The following is a 17,465-nucleotide window of genomic DNA, read 5'->3' as shown; positions in this document are numbered from 1 at the left end:
TCACTATCAGGAGTCGAACACCATGGCACACATCATCAATCGGCGTGGCTTCCTCACGCTCACCGGCGCAGCTGCGGCCGCCGCAGCCCTCGCGGCGTGCAGCGGTCCCGGATCGGGCGGGTCGGGCGGCGAGGCTGTCGAAGGCGATGCGAACACCATCAACTTCTGGTCGAACCACCCGGGCAAGTCCCAGGAGTTCGAGAAGGAACTGATCTCGCGTTTCCAGGCCGAGAACCCCGCCCTGACGGTCAATCTCATCGACGGTGGCAAGAACTACGAGGAGGTGTCGCAGAAGTTCAACGCGGCGCTCTCCGGTAACGATGTACCCGACGTGGTCGTGCTCTCGGACGTCTGGTGGTTCAACTACGCGCTCACCGGTGCGATCGAGCCGCTGGACAAGCATTTCTCCGCAGCAGGCGTCGACCAGTCCGATTACGTGGATTCGCTGCTGGCCGACTACAACTGGAACGGTAGCCACTGGGCATTGCCGTACGCGCGCTCGACGCCGCTGTTCTACTACAACAAGGCCGTCTGGCAGCAGGCCGGGCTCCCCGATCGCGGACCGGCCACCTGGCAGGAATTCGACGAGTGGGGCCCGCGCATCCAGGCCGTCGTCGGAGACGGCAAGCTCGCGCACGGTTGGGGCAACGCCGTCGACTATCTCGGGTGGACGTTCGAGGGACCGATCTGGACGTTCGGCGGATCGTACTCCGATCAGTTCGAGCTGAAGTTCGACGACCCCAACACCATTGCGGCAGGCAAGTTCCTGCAGGACATGATTCACACGAAGAAGTACGCCGCGGTCTCCAACGACATCGCCAACGACTTCGCCGCGGGTATCCTCGCGTCCACCATCGCCTCCACCGGCGACCTGTCCACCATCAAGGCCGGTGCCGCGTTCGAGTTCGGCACTGCCTTCCTGCCGGCCACCGACGGCACCCCCGGCTGCCCGACGGGTGGCGCGGGCCTTGCCATTCCGGCCAAGATCTCGGACGAGCGAAAGGTGAACGCACTCAAGTTCATCGACTTCGTCACCAACGGTGCCAACACCGCGTACTTCTCCCAGAACACCGGCTACATGCCGGTCCGCAAGTCTGCGCAGCAGGATCCGTCGGAGATCGCGTTCCTCGAGGCGAACCCCAACGCGAAGACGGCCGTGGACCAGTTGGCGCTGACCCGATCACAGGATTACGCCCGCGTGTTCGTCCCAGGAGGCGACAAGATCATCGGTAGTGGTCTCGAGCAGATCGCGCTGCAGAATGCCGATGTGGCAACCACATTCGCGTCCGTCTCGGATCAGCTGCAGCAGATCATCGACCGCCAGATCACCCCGAAGCTGCCGAAGTAATGGCGGCCGTTCACTACGCCGGTGTCTCGCATCGGTACCCGGGAGCCGATGCGCTCGCTGTCGACAACCTCGAACTCGACATCGCGGACGGTGAATTCATCGTTCTCGTCGGACCTTCGGGCTGCGGGAAGTCGACGAGTCTGCGGATGCTCGCCGGTCTCGAATCCGTCGAAAGCGGTCACATCGACATCGGCGGAGTGGACGTCACCTCGCTGGCACCGCGGGCCAGGGACGTGGCGATGGTGTTCCAGAACTACGCGCTGTACCCCAACATGACCGTCGGTGACAACATGGGCTTCGCGCTGCGCAACGCTGGAATGAGCAAGTCCGACACCGCCGCCCGAGTCCTCGATGCGGCGAAGATGCTCGAGCTGGAGCCGCTGCTCGGTCGCAGGCCCGGCAAGCTCTCCGGTGGGCAGCGTCAGCGAGTGGCGATGGGGCGCGCCATCGTGCGTCAGCCCAAGGTGTTCTGCATGGACGAGCCGTTGTCCAACCTCGACGCCAAGCTGCGGGTGTCGACCAGAGCCCAGATCGCCGGGCTGCAGCGACGACTGGGCACCACGACGGTGTACGTCACCCACGATCAGGTCGAGGCCATGACCATGGGTGATCGTGTTGCCGTCCTGCTGGACGGAAAGCTGCAGCAGATCGCCGCGCCGCGGGAGTTGTACGACGATCCCGTCAACACGTTCGTCGCCGGATTCATCGGATCACCAGGAATGAATCTGGTCGACGCCCCCGTGCGCGACGGCGCGGCCGTACTCGGTGAGTTGCGGATTCCCTTCCCGGCCTCGGCGGGCGAGCGCGTCGTCGTCGGTGTGCGACCGGAATCGTGGGACCTGGTGGGCGATGGGGCCGGCCTGCAACTGACGGTCGAGCTGATCGAGGAACTGGGTGCGGAGTCGTTCGTCTACGCTTCCGCACCCAGTACGAACGGCGGGTGGACCACCACTTCCGGGAGGATCTCGGTCCGAGTCGATCGCAAGCTGTCGATCGCACTGGCCGAAACCATTCGACTGGTTCCGCGGTTCGACGAGTTGTTCTTCTTCGACTCCGTTACCGGCCTGCGGTTGTCCTGACGGGCTCACCCAGATCGACTGGGAGAGTAGCCCATCCGTGCAAGACGCGGGTGTTGCGTCGGGTTCCCTCGCCTGCCGACCGCAGGTGAGGGAACCGATCGAACAGGGTCTTGAGTCCCACTTCGGATTCGGCTTTGGCCAGTGCCGCGCCGAGGCAGTAGTGGCGTCCGCCCGAGAACGACAGGTGCTTGCCGGCGTTGGCGCGGGTGACGTCGAAGCGATTGGGGTCCTCGAACACCAGCGGATCCCGATTGGCACCGGCCAGCACCAGTACGACGAGCTTGCCCTCGTGCACCGTCACGCCCTCGACCTCGACGTCGTGCTTTGCCATGCGGGCCGTGAGCTGTACGGGAGACTCCATCCGCAACATCTCGTCGATCGCAGTGGGCCAGTGCGATGGATCCTGTTGCAGCACCGCCAATTGATCGGGATGGTCGAGCAGCAACCGGATTCCGCTGCCGAGGAGGTTGACCGTCGTCTCGAATCCCGCCGCCAGCACCAAACCGGCAGTGGCCCTGAGCTCTTCGTCGTTGAGGCCGATGCCCTCGTCCTTCGCGGCGATCAACTGACTCATCAGATCGTCGCCGGGATTGCGGCGCAACTCCGCGATGTGTTGCGACAGCCAGGCGTCGAACCCGATCAGCCCACGCTCGACCTGCTTGAACTGAGACCACGACAATCCGATGTCGAGACTGGGTGCGGCCATCTCGCCGAACTCGAGAACTCGTTGATTGTCCTCCTCAGGAACGCCGAGGATGCGCCCGATGACCGCGACCGGCAGTCGCGCGCAATAGCGATCGACGATGTCGACGACCGGCGAGCCGTCGGACAGCTCGTCGAGCAGAGCATCGGCCGTTTCCTGCACCTGATCGCGCATCTTCTTCACCGCGCGGGCAGTGAAGACCGAGGACACCAGCTTGCGGTACCTGGTGTGGTTCGGCGGTTCGACCGACAGCAGTGACGGCGGCAGGATCGGGTGCAGTGCGCCGGATCTGGTGTGCTCCTCGACCCACCGCATCGGACCGGGAAGGGTCGCACCGAGCTGAGTGACCCGGAAGTCGTCCGAGCGCAGCAGGTCGAATGCCACCCGGTGATGCACGGTGATGTTCGAGATCCGAGTCTTCACCAGCGGTGCGGTGGCGCGCAGCTTCTCGTAGACCGGCGTCGGATTGGCTCGCGTCGCCGGATCGGCCACCAGCATCGCCTGCGGATCGCCCGCGGCCGCTGCTCGTTTGGCCGCGAACCTGATGACCCCGTGCGCTGCGAGCCATCGTACGAATTCCCTCATCCGAACAGTCCTCCCCGTTGTGTCCCCCAGGTGAGCGGAACTTCGTAGCACGCTACGAAGTTCCGCTCACCTGCTGCTACCAGATCCTGACGCGCTTCCCCGGCTCCAAGTACAGCGCATCTCCGGGCTGTACGTCGAACGCTTCGTGAAAACTGTCCAGATTTCGCACGACGCCATTGCAACGGAACTCCGGAGGCGAGTGCGGATCGACGGCGAGTCGACGAATCGCCTCGGCGTCTCGTGCCTTGGTACGCCACACCTGTGACCACCCGAAGAACACGCGCTGCAGCCCGCTCAGGCCGTCGAGCACCGGTGCGTCCTTGCCTTCGAGTGAGATCTCGTAGGCGGCGACGGCGATCGACAGACCACCCAGGTCGCCGATGTTCTCGCCGATGGTGAACTCACCGTTGACCTTGTGGCCGGGTAGCGCCTTGGGCTCGAACTCGTTGTACTGCTCGATGAGGGCCGTGGTGCGCTTGCCGAATTCGGTGCGGTCGCTGTCGGTCCACCAGTCGACCATGTTGCCGTCGCCGTCGTACTTGGCTCCCTGATCGTCGAATCCGTGGCCGATCTCGTGGCCGATGACGGCTCCGATACCGCCGTAGTTGGCCGCGTCGTCGGCCTCGGGGTCGAAGAACGGTGGCTGGAGAATGGCTGCGGGAAAGACGATCTCGTTCATGCCGGGGTTGTAGTAGGCGTTGACGGTCTGGGGCGTCATGAACCACTCGTCACGGTCGACGGGTCCGCCGAGCTTGTCCAGGTCGCGCTGGTAGTCCGCGGTGTAGCCGCGTCGGTAGTTACCGAGCAGGTCGTCGGCGCTGATCTCGACGCTGGAGTAGTCGCGCCAGCGATCGGGGTAGCCGATCTTGGGGGTGAACTTGCCCAGCTTGTCCAACGCCTTCTCGCGCGTTTTCGGGCTCATCCATTCGAGCTCGGAGATGTTCCGGCGGTACGCCTCGGTGAGGTTGTCGACCAGCACCTTCATTCGAGCCTTGGAGTCGGCCGGGAAGTGGCGTTCGACGTACAGCTTGCCGACGGCCTCGCCGAGCACGTCCTGCACCAGGGAGACACCGCGCTTCCAGCGCTCGCGGTTCTCCTCCGTTCCGGTCAGCGTCGTTCCGTAGAACGCGAAGTTCTCGTCGACGATCGCGCTCGTCAGGAACGGTGCCCGCGAATGCACGACGCGCCAGGCCAGCCACGCCTTCCATGCTTCGATGTCCTCGGAATTCCACAGGGAAACGAAGGTACTCAGGAACGGAGGCTGCCGAACCACGATCTCGGCGAACTGCTCGGTGGTGCTGCCGAGTCCGGAAATCCATGCAGCCCAGTTGAATCCGGCACCGTTCTTGACCAACGTGTCGTAGTCGACCAGGTTGTAGCTCTTCTCGGCGTCCCGCCTGGCGACGACGTCCCAGTGACCGGCGGCGATCTTCTGCTCGAGGTCGAACACCGTCTGTGCGTCGTACTCGATACCGCTGAGCGCGAACATCTTCGAGATGTGCGCGAGGTAGCTCGCCCGAATGTCGGCGTACTCGTCCTGCCGGTAGTACGACTCGTCGGGCAGGCCGATGCCGGACTGGCTGAAGTGCACGAGGTAGCGATCGGACTGCTTGGCGTCGGTGTCGACGTAATGGCCGATGGCACCGCCCACGCCGGTGCGCTGCACGGAGCCGAGAACGGTTGCGAGGGTGACGAGGTCGGTGGCGTCGGCGATGGCAGTGAGTTCGTCGGCGATCGGGGTGACGCCGAGTTGCTCCGCGCGATCGGCGTCCATGAAGCTCGAGAACAGGTCGCCGATCTTCTGTGCGTCGCTACCCGCGGGCGGGTTCGCGGCCGCGGATTCTTCGATGATCGTCTGTACGTCGACCTCGGCGCGGTCGTACAACGTGCGGAACGCACCGTCGACGGCGCGGTCGGCGGGGATGCTGTAATCCTCCAGCCATTTGCCGTTGACGTGCACGAAGAGGTCGTCCTGCGCGCGTGTGTTCTCGTCCTGGTAGCTGAGATCGATGCCCGAGTTCACTACTGAAGTCATCCGTCCATCTTTACACTCTTGCGCTTGATTGAACGGGTGTTTAATGTGCTGTACATGCGTACAGCATCGGAGGATCTCACCACCAGGGCTCGAATCCGCGACACCGCGATCGGCGTCTTCGGCTCCCAGGGCTTCACCGCAGGCGTGCGGTCCATCGCCACGGCCGCAGGTGTCTCTCCTGGGCTGCTCAATCACCACTTCGGGTCCAAGGACGGCCTGCGCACTGCGTGCGACGAGCACGTTCTGCGGGTGATCCGCGAGTCCAAGGCAGCGTCGTCCGCGCCCACCGGAATGATGGAGCAGCTCGCCCGTATCGACGAGTACGCGCCGCTCGTCGCATACATCGTGCGGAGCTTCTCCGCAGGCGGCACGTTGGCGCGGGAGTTGTTCGAGCACATGGTCGACGACGCCGTGCGCTACATCGACGACGGCGTCCGCGACGGCCGGTTCACTCCCAGCCGAGACCCCGCGGCGCGGGCCCGATTCCTGACGCGTCAGAACGTCGGAGGCTTGCTGTTGTACGTGCAGATGGCCGGCCCCGACGTCGATTTCCGTGAGGCCCTGAGCGCGCTCGGTGACGAGATCACGCTTCCTGCACTCGAGCTCTACACCGACGGATTGTTCACCGACTCACAGGCTTTGAACACGTATCTGGAGGCCCGGACATGACCGACGCGATCGCAGTCGACGGACTGGTCAAGACGTTCGGTTCGGTCCGGGCCCTCGACGGACTGGACCTGCACGTGCCGACCGGTGAGGTGCACGGCTTCCTCGGACCCAACGGGGCCGGTAAATCCACGACCATCCGCGTGCTGCTCGGTCTCGTCCGCGCGACGGCGGGTCAGGTGCGCTTGCTCGGCGGCGACCCGTGGGCCGACCCTGTTGCACTGCATCGACGCCTGGCCTACGTCCCGGGCGACGTGACGCTGTGGCCGTCGCTGACCGGCGGTGAAGTGATCGATCTGCTCGGCCGAATGCGCGGTGGCGTCGACACCGCCCGCCGCGCCGAACTGCTCGACCGGTTCTCCCTCGATCCGAGCAAGCGCACCCGCACCTACTCCAAGGGCAATCGGCAGAAAGTCGCGCTGATCTCGGCCCTGGCCTCCGATGTCGAGTTGTTGATCCTCGACGAACCCACATCGGGACTCGATCCGCTGATGGAACAGCACTTCGGGGACTGCGTGAAAGATGCTGCCCGACGCGGAGTCACGGTACTGCTGTCGTCGCACATCCTGTCCGAGGTGGATGCGCTGTGCAGTTCGGTGACGATCATCCGAGACGGGCGGACGGTCGATTCCGGGACCCTGGCCTCGATGCGACACCTCACGCGCACGACGATCACTGCCACTGTCGATCGAGTGCCCGTCGATCTGGAGTCACTCCCCGGGGTCGGTGCCGTGAGCGTGGACCGTTCCACCGTCACCTGCACGGTGGAGAACGAGGCCCTTCCGGCGCTAATGCGCGTCCTTGCCGACGCCGGAGTGCGGAGCCTGGTCAGTTCGCCGCCGACTCTCGAGGAACTGTTCCTGAGGTACTACGAATGAACTCCCTCGAGGGGACGGGCGCGCTGTTCCGGCTGTATCTGCGCCGAGATCGTCTCGTGGCACCGGTGTGGATCGTCCTGCTCGGAGCGCTGCCGCTGTTGTACGCGGTCAGCTTCGAGGGTCTGTATCCGACGGCGTCCGACCGTCAGGCCTTCTACCTGGGCACTGTGGCTATGCCGGCACAAGCGGCGCTCGTCGGCCCGATCTTCGGAAGCGATCTGGGCGCTCTGGTGTCGTGGCGCTCGGGACTGGTGCTGGCGCTGGTTCCGCTGGCGGCAATCCTCACCGTGGTGCGGCACACCCGAGGTGAGGAGGACGCGGGTCGGACCGAGCTGATCGGATCGACGGCGGTGGGTCGATACGCCGGACTGGCCGCGGCGATCTCGCTGGCGGGCACCGGGGTGGCGGCGACGGGCGCGTTGTCGTCGATCACGCTGTGGGCATTCGGGCTCCCGGTGGCCGGGAGCGTCGCGTACGGGGCGTCGGTCGTCGTCGTCGGTCTCGTCTTCGTCGGCTGTGCGGCCGTGGCGGCGCAGGCGGCGTCGGGGGCGCGGGCGGCTCGCGGCTATGCCCTCGGCGTGCTCGCGGCGGCATTCGTACTGCGGGCGATCGGCGATGCGGGCTCGGGCACCCTGTCGTGGCTCTCGCCGATCGGGTGGTCGGCGCAGGTGCGACCGTTCGCAGGCGAGAGGTGGTGGCCGATGCTGATGTCACTGGCCACCGCAGCACTGCTTCTCGCTGCCGCCGTCAGGGCGGCCGAGCGTCGCGATCTCGGGAGCGGACTGCTGGCCGAACGCCGTGGCCGAGCATCGGCCGCGTCCACACTGGCCGGGCCCGTTGCGCTCGCCTGGCGACTGACCCGCGGGGCCTCCTTCGGCTGGACCGTCGGAATTGCCCTGTTCGGCATCGCCATCGGGTTGTCCGCCCGCGGTATAGGCGGACAGCTCGGCAGCAGCACCGCCATCAGCGACGCGCTCGGGAAGTTCGGGGGCACCACACTCGAACAGTCTTTCGTCGCCGCCGTGCTGAGCATGGTCGGCATCATGGTGGCGGCCTACTCGGTGGCGGCACTGCTGCGGCTGCACGGAGAGGAAGAGGCAGGACTGGCCGAGATCGCCCTCGCCACCGGCGTCTCGCGGATCCGATGGCTGACAGGGCATCTACTCCTGGCCGTCCTGGGCCCAGCGTGGCTGCTCCTGGTCGTCGGCGTCACCATCGGGCTGCCGTACGGGTCGGCCACCGGGGATATCGCAGGCGAACTGCGGTCCGTGGTGGGCGGCGCATTGATTCAGCTCCCGGCCGTGTGGGTGGTGACGGCCATCGGCGTGGCCCTGTTCGGCGCTGTCCCTCGATTCGCGACCGTCCTGTGGGCGATCCTGGGCGGATTCGTCGCCCTCGGCCAGATCGGTGCGGTGGTGGGCCTACCGCAGCCGTGGCTCGACCTCTCGCCCTTCACGCATGTTCCGCGATTGCCGGGAGCAGCACTGTCCCTCGCGCCGATCGGGTGGCTCGTCGTCACTGCCGTCGGTGTCGGCATCATCGGGTCGGCAGCATTCCGGCGAAGAGACATCCGAGGGTGATGCTGGTCGAATAGCATTGTCGATGGCCGATATGTCCGGCCCGGCGGTGAGCGTCAGGTCCGGTGATGCTCGGCCGGAATCCGCATGGAGGTTGTGTGAACTCGACATTCCTCCGCGTGTGGTGGAATCAGCCGCACAGCTACGAGTCGGTGGTGAGCTACCTCGGTTTGCACGGTGCGCTCGCACCGTATCGCCTCGCCGCAGCACTGAGCACGTTCTCGTACGGGCTCGGTGCCGGCGCACTGCTGCTGCTCACCGATTCTCCGCCGAGCTCTGCGATCGGTAGGTCGATCTTCGTCGTTGCGATCGTCTCGACACTCGTGGTCGGTGTCGCCTGGCTGAAGGCTCCGTGGCCGTCGAAGCGTGTGTCCCTGTCGTTCGCCGCGTACTCGGACATCGGAGTAACGCTGGTTCTGTTGTCGTACGGATCGCCTCAGACCCTCTTCTTGGCGCTCGCGCTGCTCGCGGCCAACAGTGTCTACGTACAGCTCTTCCACAGTGCGAGAGTGATGGCTCTGCATCTGTTGTGGGCCGGGGCAACCGTGGTGCTGTTCTTCGTGCTCATCCTGCTGTCGCCGGAAACCGATCACGGACTGGCCGTCGCGCAACTCGTGGTGCTGATACCCATCACATTCATGGGCCCGACGTTCTTCCAGTACCTGCTGCTCAAACTGCAGGTCCAGGCACAGGCCGCCAACTTCGACCCACTCACGCAGGTGCGTAACCGTCGAGGACTCGACGAGGCCATACCGGTGTATTCCCTCGGTGCGACCGATGTGTCGGTGATGGTGGTCGACGTGGACAGGTTCAAGTCGATCAACGACAGATTCGGTCACCACCAGGGGGATGCGGCCCTGCAACTCGTCGCACGTCGGTTGACGACGGACGGGGTGCTCGTTGCGCGGGTGGGCGGTGAGGAATTCGCGGTGGTGACCAAATCGGCCGAGGACGAGGCCCTCGCACTGGCCGAGAAATATCGCTGTGCCGCGCATTCCGCAGGGGACCCCGCGCCCCTGACGGTGAGCATCGGCGTCGCGCACTGCAGCGCCGTGAGCTCGGAGGCCGGTGCCGACGTCGTCGAACTCACCAGGCTACTGCTGCGTCGAGCCGACGCGGCGATGTACGAAGCCAAGCGTCAGGGCGGTAACCAGGTGGTCGTAGCGGGCACGTCACCCCGAGGCGACCGGACCGCCTGAGGCGGCCGAGTCGCCTCGGTCGCGACTCAATTGGGCGTGGACTCGTCGAACCTGTTCTCGAGGTTCTGCTGAAATTCGTCGGCGCATTGCTGTTGCGCTGTCGTGTCGCTGCCTGCGTTGTTCAGGCACTCGGTGAAGTCCTGGCCACCGCCTGCGTTGAACAGGCCGACGCCGACGACGACGAGAACGATGGACAGCGCTGCGGCCACGAAACCGAGAATGATCGCGATGAGCGACACGGTGCCGTTGGTGGCGGTGCGTTTCTTGTACCTGGACCGTCCGATGAAGCCGAGGACGATGGCGATCAGGCCGAGAACAATTCCGCCGACGATGGTCCACGAGAACAACACACCCAGAATCGCCAGGACCAGAGCCACCGTGCCCATGGTGTTCTTCGGCGCTACCGGCTGTTGTTGATACCCGCCCTGCTGGGGGTACTCACCAGGTGAAGGGTAGTTTCCGGGAGGGGGATAGTTTCCGGGCGGCGGATTCTGATTCGACACGTTGAGTACCTCCGAAATCGGCGATCGTGAACGCTGGGAGTGTATGCGGGTGTCTGCTGTGGGCCCAGGCCCCACATGTTGCCGTGATCAACTTGTCATCGAACACGCATGTCAACCGCCGAGTCGCGAATGCATCTCCCAGATCAGTACCTCGGCCGGCTCTGCGGCGGTGATACGTTGTCCGCCAGTCGAACTCATGCGGACGGCGTCGCCCTCCCAGAGCTCGCCCACACCCTCGAGCGTGACGGTGCCGCGCGCGACGAACAGGTGCACGAACGGGGCATCGGGAACTGTCACCGAGGTACCGGGCAGCAGCCTTGCCGCGTGTAGCGCTGCCGACTTCTGGCCGATGGTGATTGCTGCCCGGCCACGGTGCTTGTCCATTCCCGACGCGACGGTGACCAGCCCGCCCCGCAGTAGTTCGTCACCGATCTCGAGCTGTTCGTAACCGGGTTGTGTACCGGGGCTGTCCGGCAGCACCCACATCTGTACGAAGCGAACGGGTTCGGTGTGTCTGTTGCCGTCGATGCTCCAGGAATCGTTCTTCTCGGAGTGCATGATGCCCTTGCCTGCGGTCATCCGTTGCGCCAGGCCGGGATAGATGATTCCGGAGTGTCCGATGGAATCCTGATGCACCAGCGAACCCTGCACCACCCACGTGACGATCTCCATGTCGCGATGCGGATGCGTCTCGAAACCTTGACCGGCAGTGACGATGTCGTCGTTGTTGACCAGCAACAGTCCGTGATGGGTGTTGTCCGGGTCGTAGTGCTGACCGAACGAGAACGAATGTTTCGAGTCCAGCCAGGACACACGGGTTTTCGATCGATCACCGGCGCGGTGCACGTCGATGTGGGCGGTCAGTGGAGCGGACATGTTTCCACTCTACGAGCATGTCTGTGCATCGGCGTACGACCTGCATAACGTTCGGGTGTCTTTGCTGTCGGTGTGTGGGTGCCGCCGCGAGTGGGTAGGTTTCGCTGCGTACGGTCACAAGCTCCGCAAACTCCCACGAAGGCGGCGAGAGATTCTCATGGTCGGTTCCAGCTCGAGTGTGGCACGCACGGTCGAACCCCAGCTCGAGGATGCTCTGGCAACCTGGTTGCCAGGTCAACGGTGGTTCGGCGCAAAGGGTTCGACGGTGAGTGCGGTGCGGATCGTCGCGCGTGACGTGCTGGCGGACGAGCCGCATTTCGCGGCCGAGCATCTGCTGGTGGAGGTGCAGCTGACGCAGGACGGCGCGGCGGTGACGCAGACCTACCAGGTGCCCCTGGGCTTCAGGACCGAACTGACCGACGACCTTCGGCCGTGGGTACTGCCCGTGACGGGCGAGGTGGCCGTGTTCGACGGTTTGCGGGACCCCGAGATCATCGGCCTGTACGGTGACGCGCTCGCTGTCGGAAATGCCACGGGTAGCATCGAATTCAAGATCGTGGACGGTTCGAGTGTGCCGAGCGGTCTGCGCGGTCGGGTTCTGGGGGCGGAGCAGTCCAACACTTCGGTGATACTCGGTGATCTGCTGCTGCTCAAGCTGTTTCGCCAGGTACCGCCGGGGATCAGTCCGGATGTGGAGCTGCATCGCGCGCTGGCGGAGGCCGGCAGTGTCAACGTCGCGCCGCTTCGCGGCTGGCTCGAAGCCGAGGTCGGTGGTGAGCCCACGACGCTCGGCATGGCTCAGGATTTCGCCGCGAACTCCGCCGAGGGCTGGACTGCGGCGCTGGCCAGCGTGCAAGAGGTGTTCGATTCCCCGCAGACACCGATCGAAGACCTGCCGGCCGACTTCGCCCCGGACGCGCGTCGAATCGGAGCGGCCGTGGCGCAGGTGCACCACGACCTGGCGTCGGTGCTGGGCACCGCCGAACGGTCGGTGGAATCGACCGCCGTCGAGGAGATTCTTGCCCGCATCTCGGGCGTGGCGCGGGTGGTGCCGGAGATTGCGGAGTACATCCCGGCGGCGACCGCTCTGATCTCGCGGGCGGAGGCGTCGAACAGCACCACGGTGCAGCGCATCCACGGCGATCTGCATCTGGGACAGGTGTTGGGTACTCCCGAGCGGTGGCTGCTCATCGATTTCGAGGGTGAGCCGGCGAAGACCTTGGCCGAGCGTAGACAGATGGACAGCGCTCTGCGTGACGTGGCGGGAATGCTGCGCTCGTTCGACTATGCAGCCAATCACCTGCTGGTCGACCTTCCCGAGGACTCGTCGGCACGAGAACGAGCCGAGAAGTGGGCGGCCCGCAGCATTGCAGCATTCTTCGACGGATACGCCTCGGTGGCCGGGCACGATCCCCGCGAGGAGGCCGACCTGTTGCGCGCATACGAGCTGGACAAGGCCGTGTACGAGGTTCTGTACGAGGCGCGCAACCGGCCTACCTGGCTGTCGTTGCCGATGCGCGCCGTGGCGCGCCTGGTGAGCTGAGCGGTGAGCTGGGGGGCGGGAGTGGAGCCTGCAGTAACGACCTTGGGGGGCGGGAGTGGAGCCTGCAGTAACGACCCAGGGGTCGTGGTCGACCGGCGCGTCTACGACAAGTACCGTATTGCCTGACACGGGAGGCAGGACATGAACGGTATCTTGGCAATTTTCGGCATCGCGGTGGTCGTCATCACCATCGTCGTAGTGGTCGTGCTCGTCGCGGTGTTGTTCGTCGCATCGATCAAGCCCGACAGTCTCAACATCGACCTGGATCGCAAGAAGCGCGCTCGGGAAGAAAGTTCCACCAAGGCCTGAGATCTCCGTCACGCCCGAGACCGATTCGGTCGCGGGCAGAGTTGTATCGAGTCGAAGCGCCGACCGACGCTTCCGGTTCAACAACTGGAGACCTCGTGAGCACTTCCCTCAAAGTCCCGGCCGCGTCCGGGCCGGTGGGCTGTGCGCCTCGCATCAGGTCGCGGGTGCTCGGGGAGTCGGTGCTCGCTCAGTTCACACGTTTCGTGATCGTCGGGGTGTGGAGCAACGGTGTGTACGCCCTGTTGTTCGTCGCCCTCGCTTCCCTCGGATCGTTCACGGCCAACCTCGCAGGTGTGGCCTCGAGTACCGTCCTTGCCAACGAGCTGCACCGCCGCCACACCTTTCATGCGGCAGGTCATGTGGGCTGGTTCCAGACGCAGTGGGAAGCCGGGGGGCTGGCCCTGATCGGGCTTGGTCTGAGTACCGCCTCACTGGCCGCAGTGCACGTCCTGTATCCGGCAGCGCCGACATACGTCCAGGTTCTGGTCGTCATCGCTGTGGGTGGCATCTTCGGAGCCGCTCGGTTCCTCGCTCTCCGTGGCTGGGTCTTCCGTCCGGCGACGCTCGCGTCCTCGGATTCCGCTCTCGATGCTCGCTGAGCTGTGACGTCGCACCATTCGGTGCGGACGTCGATTGCTACCTCTAACAGAATCCGGGCAAGGCTCCACACGTCACGCATGTATCGCCCTAGGCTTGCGAGCTGACGTCAACGCGAGGAGGCATCTCGATGGCCAGGGATCTGACACAGCTCGAGCTTCTGCAAGAGCTGGTGCCCACTGCCGAGGACAATGTGAACCGGCACATTTCGATGGCGCGGGAGTGGCACCCTCACGATTACGTTCCGTGGGACGAGGGCCGTAACTTCGCCGCACTCGGCGGCAAGGACTACGACCCGGAGCAGTCCAAGCTCTCCGACGTCGCACAGGCCGCGATGATCACCAACCTGCTCACCGAGGACAACCTGCCGTCCTACCACCGTGAGATCGCCGAGAACTTCTCCCAGGACGGTGCCTGGGGAACCTGGGTCGGCCGCTGGACCGCCGAGGAGAACCGCCACGGCATCGTCATGCGCGACTACCTCGTCGTCACCCGCGGCGTCGATCCCGTCGCCCTCGAAGAAGCCCGCATGATCCACATGACCAACGGGTACGTCTCGCCCGCCGGTGCGGGGGTCGGTCTGCTGCACTCGGTCGCCTACGTGACCTTCCAGGAACTCGCCACCCGCGTCTCGCACCGCAACACCGGCAAGGTCTGCGACGATCCGATCGCCGACCGCATGCTCCAGCGCATCGCCGCCGACGAGAACCTGCACATGATCTTCTACCGCAACATCACCGGTGCGGCGATGGACATCGCTCCCGACCAGACCCTCGACGCGGTCTCCGACATCGTGATGAACTTCGTCATGCCAGGTGCGGGGATGCCGAACTTCCGCCGCAACGGTGTGCTGATGGCCAAGCACGGCATCTACGACCTGCGTCAGCATCTAGAGGACGTCGTCTGGCCGGTGCTGCGCAAGTGGAGCGTGTTCGAGCGCAACGACTTCACCGCCCGCGGTGAGAACAAGCGTGAAGAACTCGCCGCGTTCCTCGAAGACCTCGAGCGTCAGGCCACCAAGTTCGAGGAGATGCGTGATCGCTCCCTCGCCCGCGAACGTGCGAAGGCCGAGTCGCGCGCGTCCTAGTGCCTGCGGCAGTGGTGCGGCTGGAGCCTGCGGGTCGTTCCGCAGGCTCCACTCCCCAGGTGCCCCCAACGGCACTCGAGCACGCCACTGCAGCGAAGCCGCTGGTCAGGTTCAGTCGGTTGTGCGGTATCGGTGTACCGGCCTTCCGGCACGGCCGTATTCGAGTCGGACCGTGAGGACTCCCGTCGAGGCATAGTGCTCCAGGTATCGCCGTGCGCTCACCCGCGACAGACCCGCCAGGTCGGCGCATTCACTGGCCGATACCTCGCCGCCCTCATCGACTGTCCGTAGAACCAACGACCCGGTTTCCTGGCTCAGCCCCTTCGGCAGGCTCGGGCCCGCGGCCGAACTCGGTGCCCCGAACAACGAGTCGATCCCCGACTGGTCGATGCCTTTCGAGCTCGACAGCGCGAGAGCTCGTCGACGGAAGTTTCCGAGTTTGTCCAGTAGTTGTGGGTACTCGAACGGCTTCACCAGATAGTCGGCGGCTCCACCGTGGAGGGCACGGCGCACGGTGTCCAGTTCTCGGGCCGCGGTCACGACGACGACTGCCACGCCATTACCTTCGCTGCGCAGGTGTTGCAGCGCGTCGAGCCCCGAGCGATCCGGGAGATGGACGTCGAGCAGCACCAGATCGGGTGCAAGCGTGTGGACTGCAGCGACCGCATCTGCCGCGGTGTGAACAACACCGACCGTGCGAAAACCAGGGGTGGCATCGACGAATCGTCGGTGTATGTCTGCAACCATGAAATCGTCGTCGACGACGAGAACGTCGTAGGGGCGCTCCGATTCACCCATCTGTCCCGTCACCTCCGACGCCTGCCACGGGCGCGTTCCAGTGTCGCGGTAGTTCGTGGTCGTACGGAATGCGCACGGTGAATCGTGCACCGCCGGTTCCCGGAGCATCGTCGACCTCGGCGGTGCCACCATGTTGGGTGCTGACGATCCGGACGAGTGCGAGTCCGATGCCTCGCCCTCCCGGTGTCTCCGTCTTCGATGTGACGCCGCGAGAGAAGATTTCGGTGCGCATGCTGTCGGGAACACCTGGTCCGGAATCGGCGACCTGCATCTCGATGCCGTCGGAATCATCGATGTCGACCACGACTCGGGCACTCGTGCTACCGGTCGACGCATCCACTGCGTTGTCGATCAGGTTGCCGAGCACGGTGATGATGTCGGTGGCGAGCATGGGATCCAAGGTCTGCAGCCGAGAGGTCGGATTCAGTTCCAGCGCAACACCGGTCTCGGCAGCCAGCGATGTCTTTGCGATCAACAAAGCCGCGACGGCCGGGTCGGAGATCCTTCGGGTGACGGCGTCACTGATTTCCGCTCGACGGCGGGTCAGCGCACCGACGAAGTCCGTCACCGCGTCGTGGTCGCCGAGTTGAGTCAGTCCCGAAATGGTGTGCAGCTGGTTGGCGAATTCGTGAGTCTGCGCACGCAAAGTGTCGGTGACCGACTTGTGGGAGGACAGCTGACTCTGCAGCCGAGCCAGCTCGGTGCTGTCACGCATGGTGGTGACCGTACCGATACGTCGGCCCCTGCTCGAGGCCGACCGCCGACTGAGGACCAGCACTCTCGTCGCCGTCGGGAGTACCACATCGCCGCTGTCTCGAGCATCGATCAGGTACCGGCAGACCACTGGATCCAAAGGAACCTCGTGAATACTGTGGCCGATCACCGTGGCTGCACTGGAATCATGCACGGTCAGGCCGAGGAGTTCGGCGGCGCTGTCGTTGAGGACCGTGATCACACCCTCAGTGTTGACTGCAATCACCCCCTCACCGATGCTGTGCAGCAACGCTTCTCGGTGATCGGCGAGACTGGCGATTTCCTCGACCTCCAACCCGCGTGTGTGGGTCTTGATACGCCGAGAGAGCAGCAAGGAACCGATGAGCCCGAGGATTGCTCCGAGTCCGAGATACAACAGCAGCGGTGCGCCGGCATCGGCGACCAGACGCCAGGTGGACGGGTACGTCGAGCTGGCGGCAACCACGGCCAGAACCTCGCCTGTCGGCGAGAGAACCGGGACGTGACCGGAGATCGATTCTTGCCCGTCGACCAGGACATCGCCGGTCCAGGCCCGTCCATCCTCGGCATCACCCGCACCGAGTTCCCCGGCGAGCCCGACGCGATCCGGAACGGAGGAAGCGACGATCACGGATCTGCCCACGTCGGTCGCGTCCAACACGACGACGTCGGCGACGGATGCCCCGGACAGGTCGACGGCCCGGTCCACCTCCGGTGCCAAGACCTTGTCCGCTTCGACGGATGCAACCTGTTCGCGGACGACGGGAGTCGAGGCGAGGTTCTCGGCAACGGCGAGGAGGCGTCCGCCTTGGGTGTCGCGGAATTCGACACCGGCCTGGTGCACCGAGACTCCTGCCACCGCGACCAGGACCACGGCGACGACGACCAACTGCAACAGCAGAACCTGGCCTGCCAGACTGCGCGGTGCCGGTCGTCGTCGCATGTGCCTC

At 65.0% G+C, this 17,465-nt stretch carries 16 protein-coding genes; 10 read left to right on the top strand and 6 right to left on the bottom strand.

Annotated elements, in window-relative coordinates:
* Positions 1–22: 22 nt before the first annotated feature.
* Positions 23–1,348: an ABC transporter substrate-binding protein gene (locus MTX34_RS09570; RefSeq protein WP_243609255.1), complete on the top strand. Its 1,326-nt coding sequence runs from the start codon at positions 23–25 to the stop codon at positions 1,346–1,348.
* Entirely contained in the window at positions 1,348–2,427 is a 1,080-nt protein-coding gene (locus tag MTX34_RS09565; RefSeq protein WP_243609254.1) for an ABC transporter ATP-binding protein, read from the top strand. Before MTX34_RS09570 ends, MTX34_RS09565 begins: the two co-directional genes overlap by 1 nt.
* Here the strand turns inward: MTX34_RS09565 and MTX34_RS09560 are convergent.
* Both MTX34_RS09560 and MTX34_RS09555 read right to left on the bottom strand, forming a co-directional pair.
* Positions 2,405–3,715, bottom strand: coding sequence for a cytochrome P450 (locus MTX34_RS09560; protein WP_243609253.1), 1,311 nt, complete (start codon positions 3,713–3,715; stop codon positions 2,405–2,407). The two genes, MTX34_RS09565 and MTX34_RS09560, sit on opposite strands and share 23 nt — an antisense overlap.
* A 76-nt stretch (positions 3,716–3,791) precedes the next feature.
* Complete coding sequence (locus MTX34_RS09555; RefSeq protein WP_243609252.1) at positions 3,792–5,750, bottom strand: M13 family metallopeptidase; 1,959 nt, start codon at positions 5,748–5,750, stop codon at positions 3,792–3,794.
* A gap of 54 nt (positions 5,751–5,804) precedes the next feature.
* On the opposite strand from MTX34_RS09555, the gene MTX34_RS09550 reads away from it, so the two are divergent.
* The 4 genes from MTX34_RS09550 (at position 5,805) to MTX34_RS25980 (ending at position 10,070) form a co-directional block, all read left to right on the top strand.
* A complete protein-coding gene (locus MTX34_RS09550) occupies positions 5,805–6,419 on the top strand; it encodes a TetR/AcrR family transcriptional regulator (protein ID WP_243595302.1) in 615 nt (204 codons plus the stop codon).
* Positions 6,416–7,294, top strand: coding sequence for an ABC transporter ATP-binding protein (locus tag MTX34_RS09545; RefSeq protein WP_243595301.1), 879 nt, complete (start codon positions 6,416–6,418; stop codon positions 7,292–7,294). The genes MTX34_RS09550 and MTX34_RS09545 overlap by 4 nt, the downstream gene beginning before the upstream one ends.
* Positions 7,291–8,874 (top strand): ABC transporter permease, encoded by a 1,584-nt coding sequence (locus tag MTX34_RS09540; RefSeq protein WP_243609251.1) that lies wholly within the window; start codon positions 7,291–7,293, stop codon positions 8,872–8,874. The genes MTX34_RS09545 and MTX34_RS09540 overlap by 4 nt, the downstream gene beginning before the upstream one ends.
* A gap of 95 nt (positions 8,875–8,969) precedes the next feature.
* Entirely contained in the window at positions 8,970–10,070 is a 1,101-nt protein-coding gene (locus MTX34_RS25980; RefSeq protein ID WP_243609250.1) for a GGDEF domain-containing protein, read from the top strand.
* A gap of 26 nt (positions 10,071–10,096) precedes the next feature.
* Here MTX34_RS25980 and MTX34_RS09530 read toward each other — a convergent pair whose 3' ends face one another.
* Both MTX34_RS09530 and MTX34_RS09525 read right to left on the bottom strand, forming a co-directional pair.
* Positions 10,097–10,573, bottom strand: coding sequence for a DUF4190 domain-containing protein (locus MTX34_RS09530; protein ID WP_243609249.1), 477 nt, complete (start codon positions 10,571–10,573; stop codon positions 10,097–10,099).
* 111 nt (positions 10,574–10,684) lie between these two features.
* Complete coding sequence (locus tag MTX34_RS09525) at positions 10,685–11,449, bottom strand: pirin-like bicupin family protein (protein ID WP_243609248.1); 765 nt, start codon at positions 11,447–11,449, stop codon at positions 10,685–10,687.
* Between the two features lie 157 nt (positions 11,450–11,606).
* Here MTX34_RS09525 and MTX34_RS09520 point away from each other — a divergent pair, with 157 nt between their 5' ends.
* The 4 genes from MTX34_RS09520 (at position 11,607) to MTX34_RS09505 (ending at position 14,985) form a co-directional block, all read left to right on the top strand.
* Positions 11,607–12,992, top strand: coding sequence for a hypothetical protein (locus MTX34_RS09520; RefSeq protein WP_243609247.1), 1,386 nt, complete (start codon positions 11,607–11,609; stop codon positions 12,990–12,992).
* Between the two features lie 141 nt (positions 12,993–13,133).
* A complete protein-coding gene (locus MTX34_RS09515) occupies positions 13,134–13,301 on the top strand; it encodes a hypothetical protein (RefSeq protein ID WP_170945796.1) in 168 nt (55 codons plus the stop codon).
* Positions 13,302–13,396: 95 nt separating this feature from the next.
* The gene (locus MTX34_RS09510; protein ID WP_243609246.1) at positions 13,397–13,900 is read left to right on the top strand and encodes a GtrA family protein; all 504 of its coding nucleotides are present in this window, start codon (positions 13,397–13,399) and stop codon (positions 13,898–13,900) included.
* A 128-nt stretch (positions 13,901–14,028) separates the two neighbouring features.
* Positions 14,029–14,985, top strand: a complete 957-nt coding sequence (locus MTX34_RS09505; RefSeq protein ID WP_243609245.1) for an acyl-ACP desaturase — start codon at positions 14,029–14,031, stop codon at positions 14,983–14,985.
* Between the two features lie 111 nt (positions 14,986–15,096).
* On the opposite strand, the gene MTX34_RS09500 is transcribed toward MTX34_RS09505, so the two are convergent.
* Entirely contained in the window at positions 15,097–15,783 is a 687-nt protein-coding gene (locus MTX34_RS09500) for a response regulator (protein ID WP_243609244.1), read from the bottom strand.
* The gene (locus MTX34_RS09495; RefSeq protein WP_374639233.1) at positions 15,776–17,458 is read right to left on the bottom strand and encodes an ATP-binding protein; all 1,683 of its coding nucleotides are present in this window, start codon (positions 17,456–17,458) and stop codon (positions 15,776–15,778) included. Before MTX34_RS09495 ends, MTX34_RS09500 begins: the two co-directional genes overlap by 8 nt.
* Between the last annotated feature and the right edge of the window lie 7 nt (positions 17,459–17,465).

This window comes from Rhodococcus sp. ARC_M5, from assembly GCF_022810405.1.
Lineage (GTDB): Bacteria > Actinomycetota > Actinomycetes > Mycobacteriales > Mycobacteriaceae > Rhodococcoides > Rhodococcoides navarretei.
This window is presented reverse-complemented; position numbering and strand designations above follow the sequence as displayed.

Coding starts and splice junctions, on each gene's coding strand:
- MTX34_RS09560 (WP_243609253.1), bottom strand. CDS start 3,715: ATGAGGGAATTCGTACGATGGCTCGCAGCGCACGGGGTCATCAGGTTC.
- MTX34_RS09500 (WP_243609244.1), bottom strand. CDS start 15,783: ATGGGTGAATCGGAGCGCCCCTACGACGTTCTCGTCGTCGACGACGAT.
- MTX34_RS09555 (WP_243609252.1), bottom strand. CDS start 5,750: ATGACTTCAGTAGTGAACTCGGGCATCGATCTCAGCTACCAGGACGAG.
- MTX34_RS09550 (WP_243595302.1), top strand. CDS start 5,805: ATGCGTACAGCATCGGAGGATCTCACCACCAGGGCTCGAATCCGCGAC.
- MTX34_RS09515 (WP_170945796.1), top strand. CDS start 13,134: ATGAACGGTATCTTGGCAATTTTCGGCATCGCGGTGGTCGTCATCACC.
- MTX34_RS09545 (WP_243595301.1), top strand. CDS start 6,416: ATGACCGACGCGATCGCAGTCGACGGACTGGTCAAGACGTTCGGTTCG.
- MTX34_RS09495 (WP_374639233.1), bottom strand. CDS start 17,458: ATGCGACGACGACCGGCACCGCGCAGTCTGGCAGGCCAGGTTCTGCTG.
- MTX34_RS09565 (WP_243609254.1), top strand. CDS start 1,348: ATGGCGGCCGTTCACTACGCCGGTGTCTCGCATCGGTACCCGGGAGCC.
- MTX34_RS09505 (WP_243609245.1), top strand. CDS start 14,029: ATGGCCAGGGATCTGACACAGCTCGAGCTTCTGCAAGAGCTGGTGCCC.
- MTX34_RS09520 (WP_243609247.1), top strand. CDS start 11,607: ATGGTCGGTTCCAGCTCGAGTGTGGCACGCACGGTCGAACCCCAGCTC.
- MTX34_RS09525 (WP_243609248.1), bottom strand. CDS start 11,449: ATGTCCGCTCCACTGACCGCCCACATCGACGTGCACCGCGCCGGTGAT.
- MTX34_RS09570 (WP_243609255.1), top strand. CDS start 23: ATGGCACACATCATCAATCGGCGTGGCTTCCTCACGCTCACCGGCGCA.
- MTX34_RS09540 (WP_243609251.1), top strand. CDS start 7,291: ATGAACTCCCTCGAGGGGACGGGCGCGCTGTTCCGGCTGTATCTGCGC.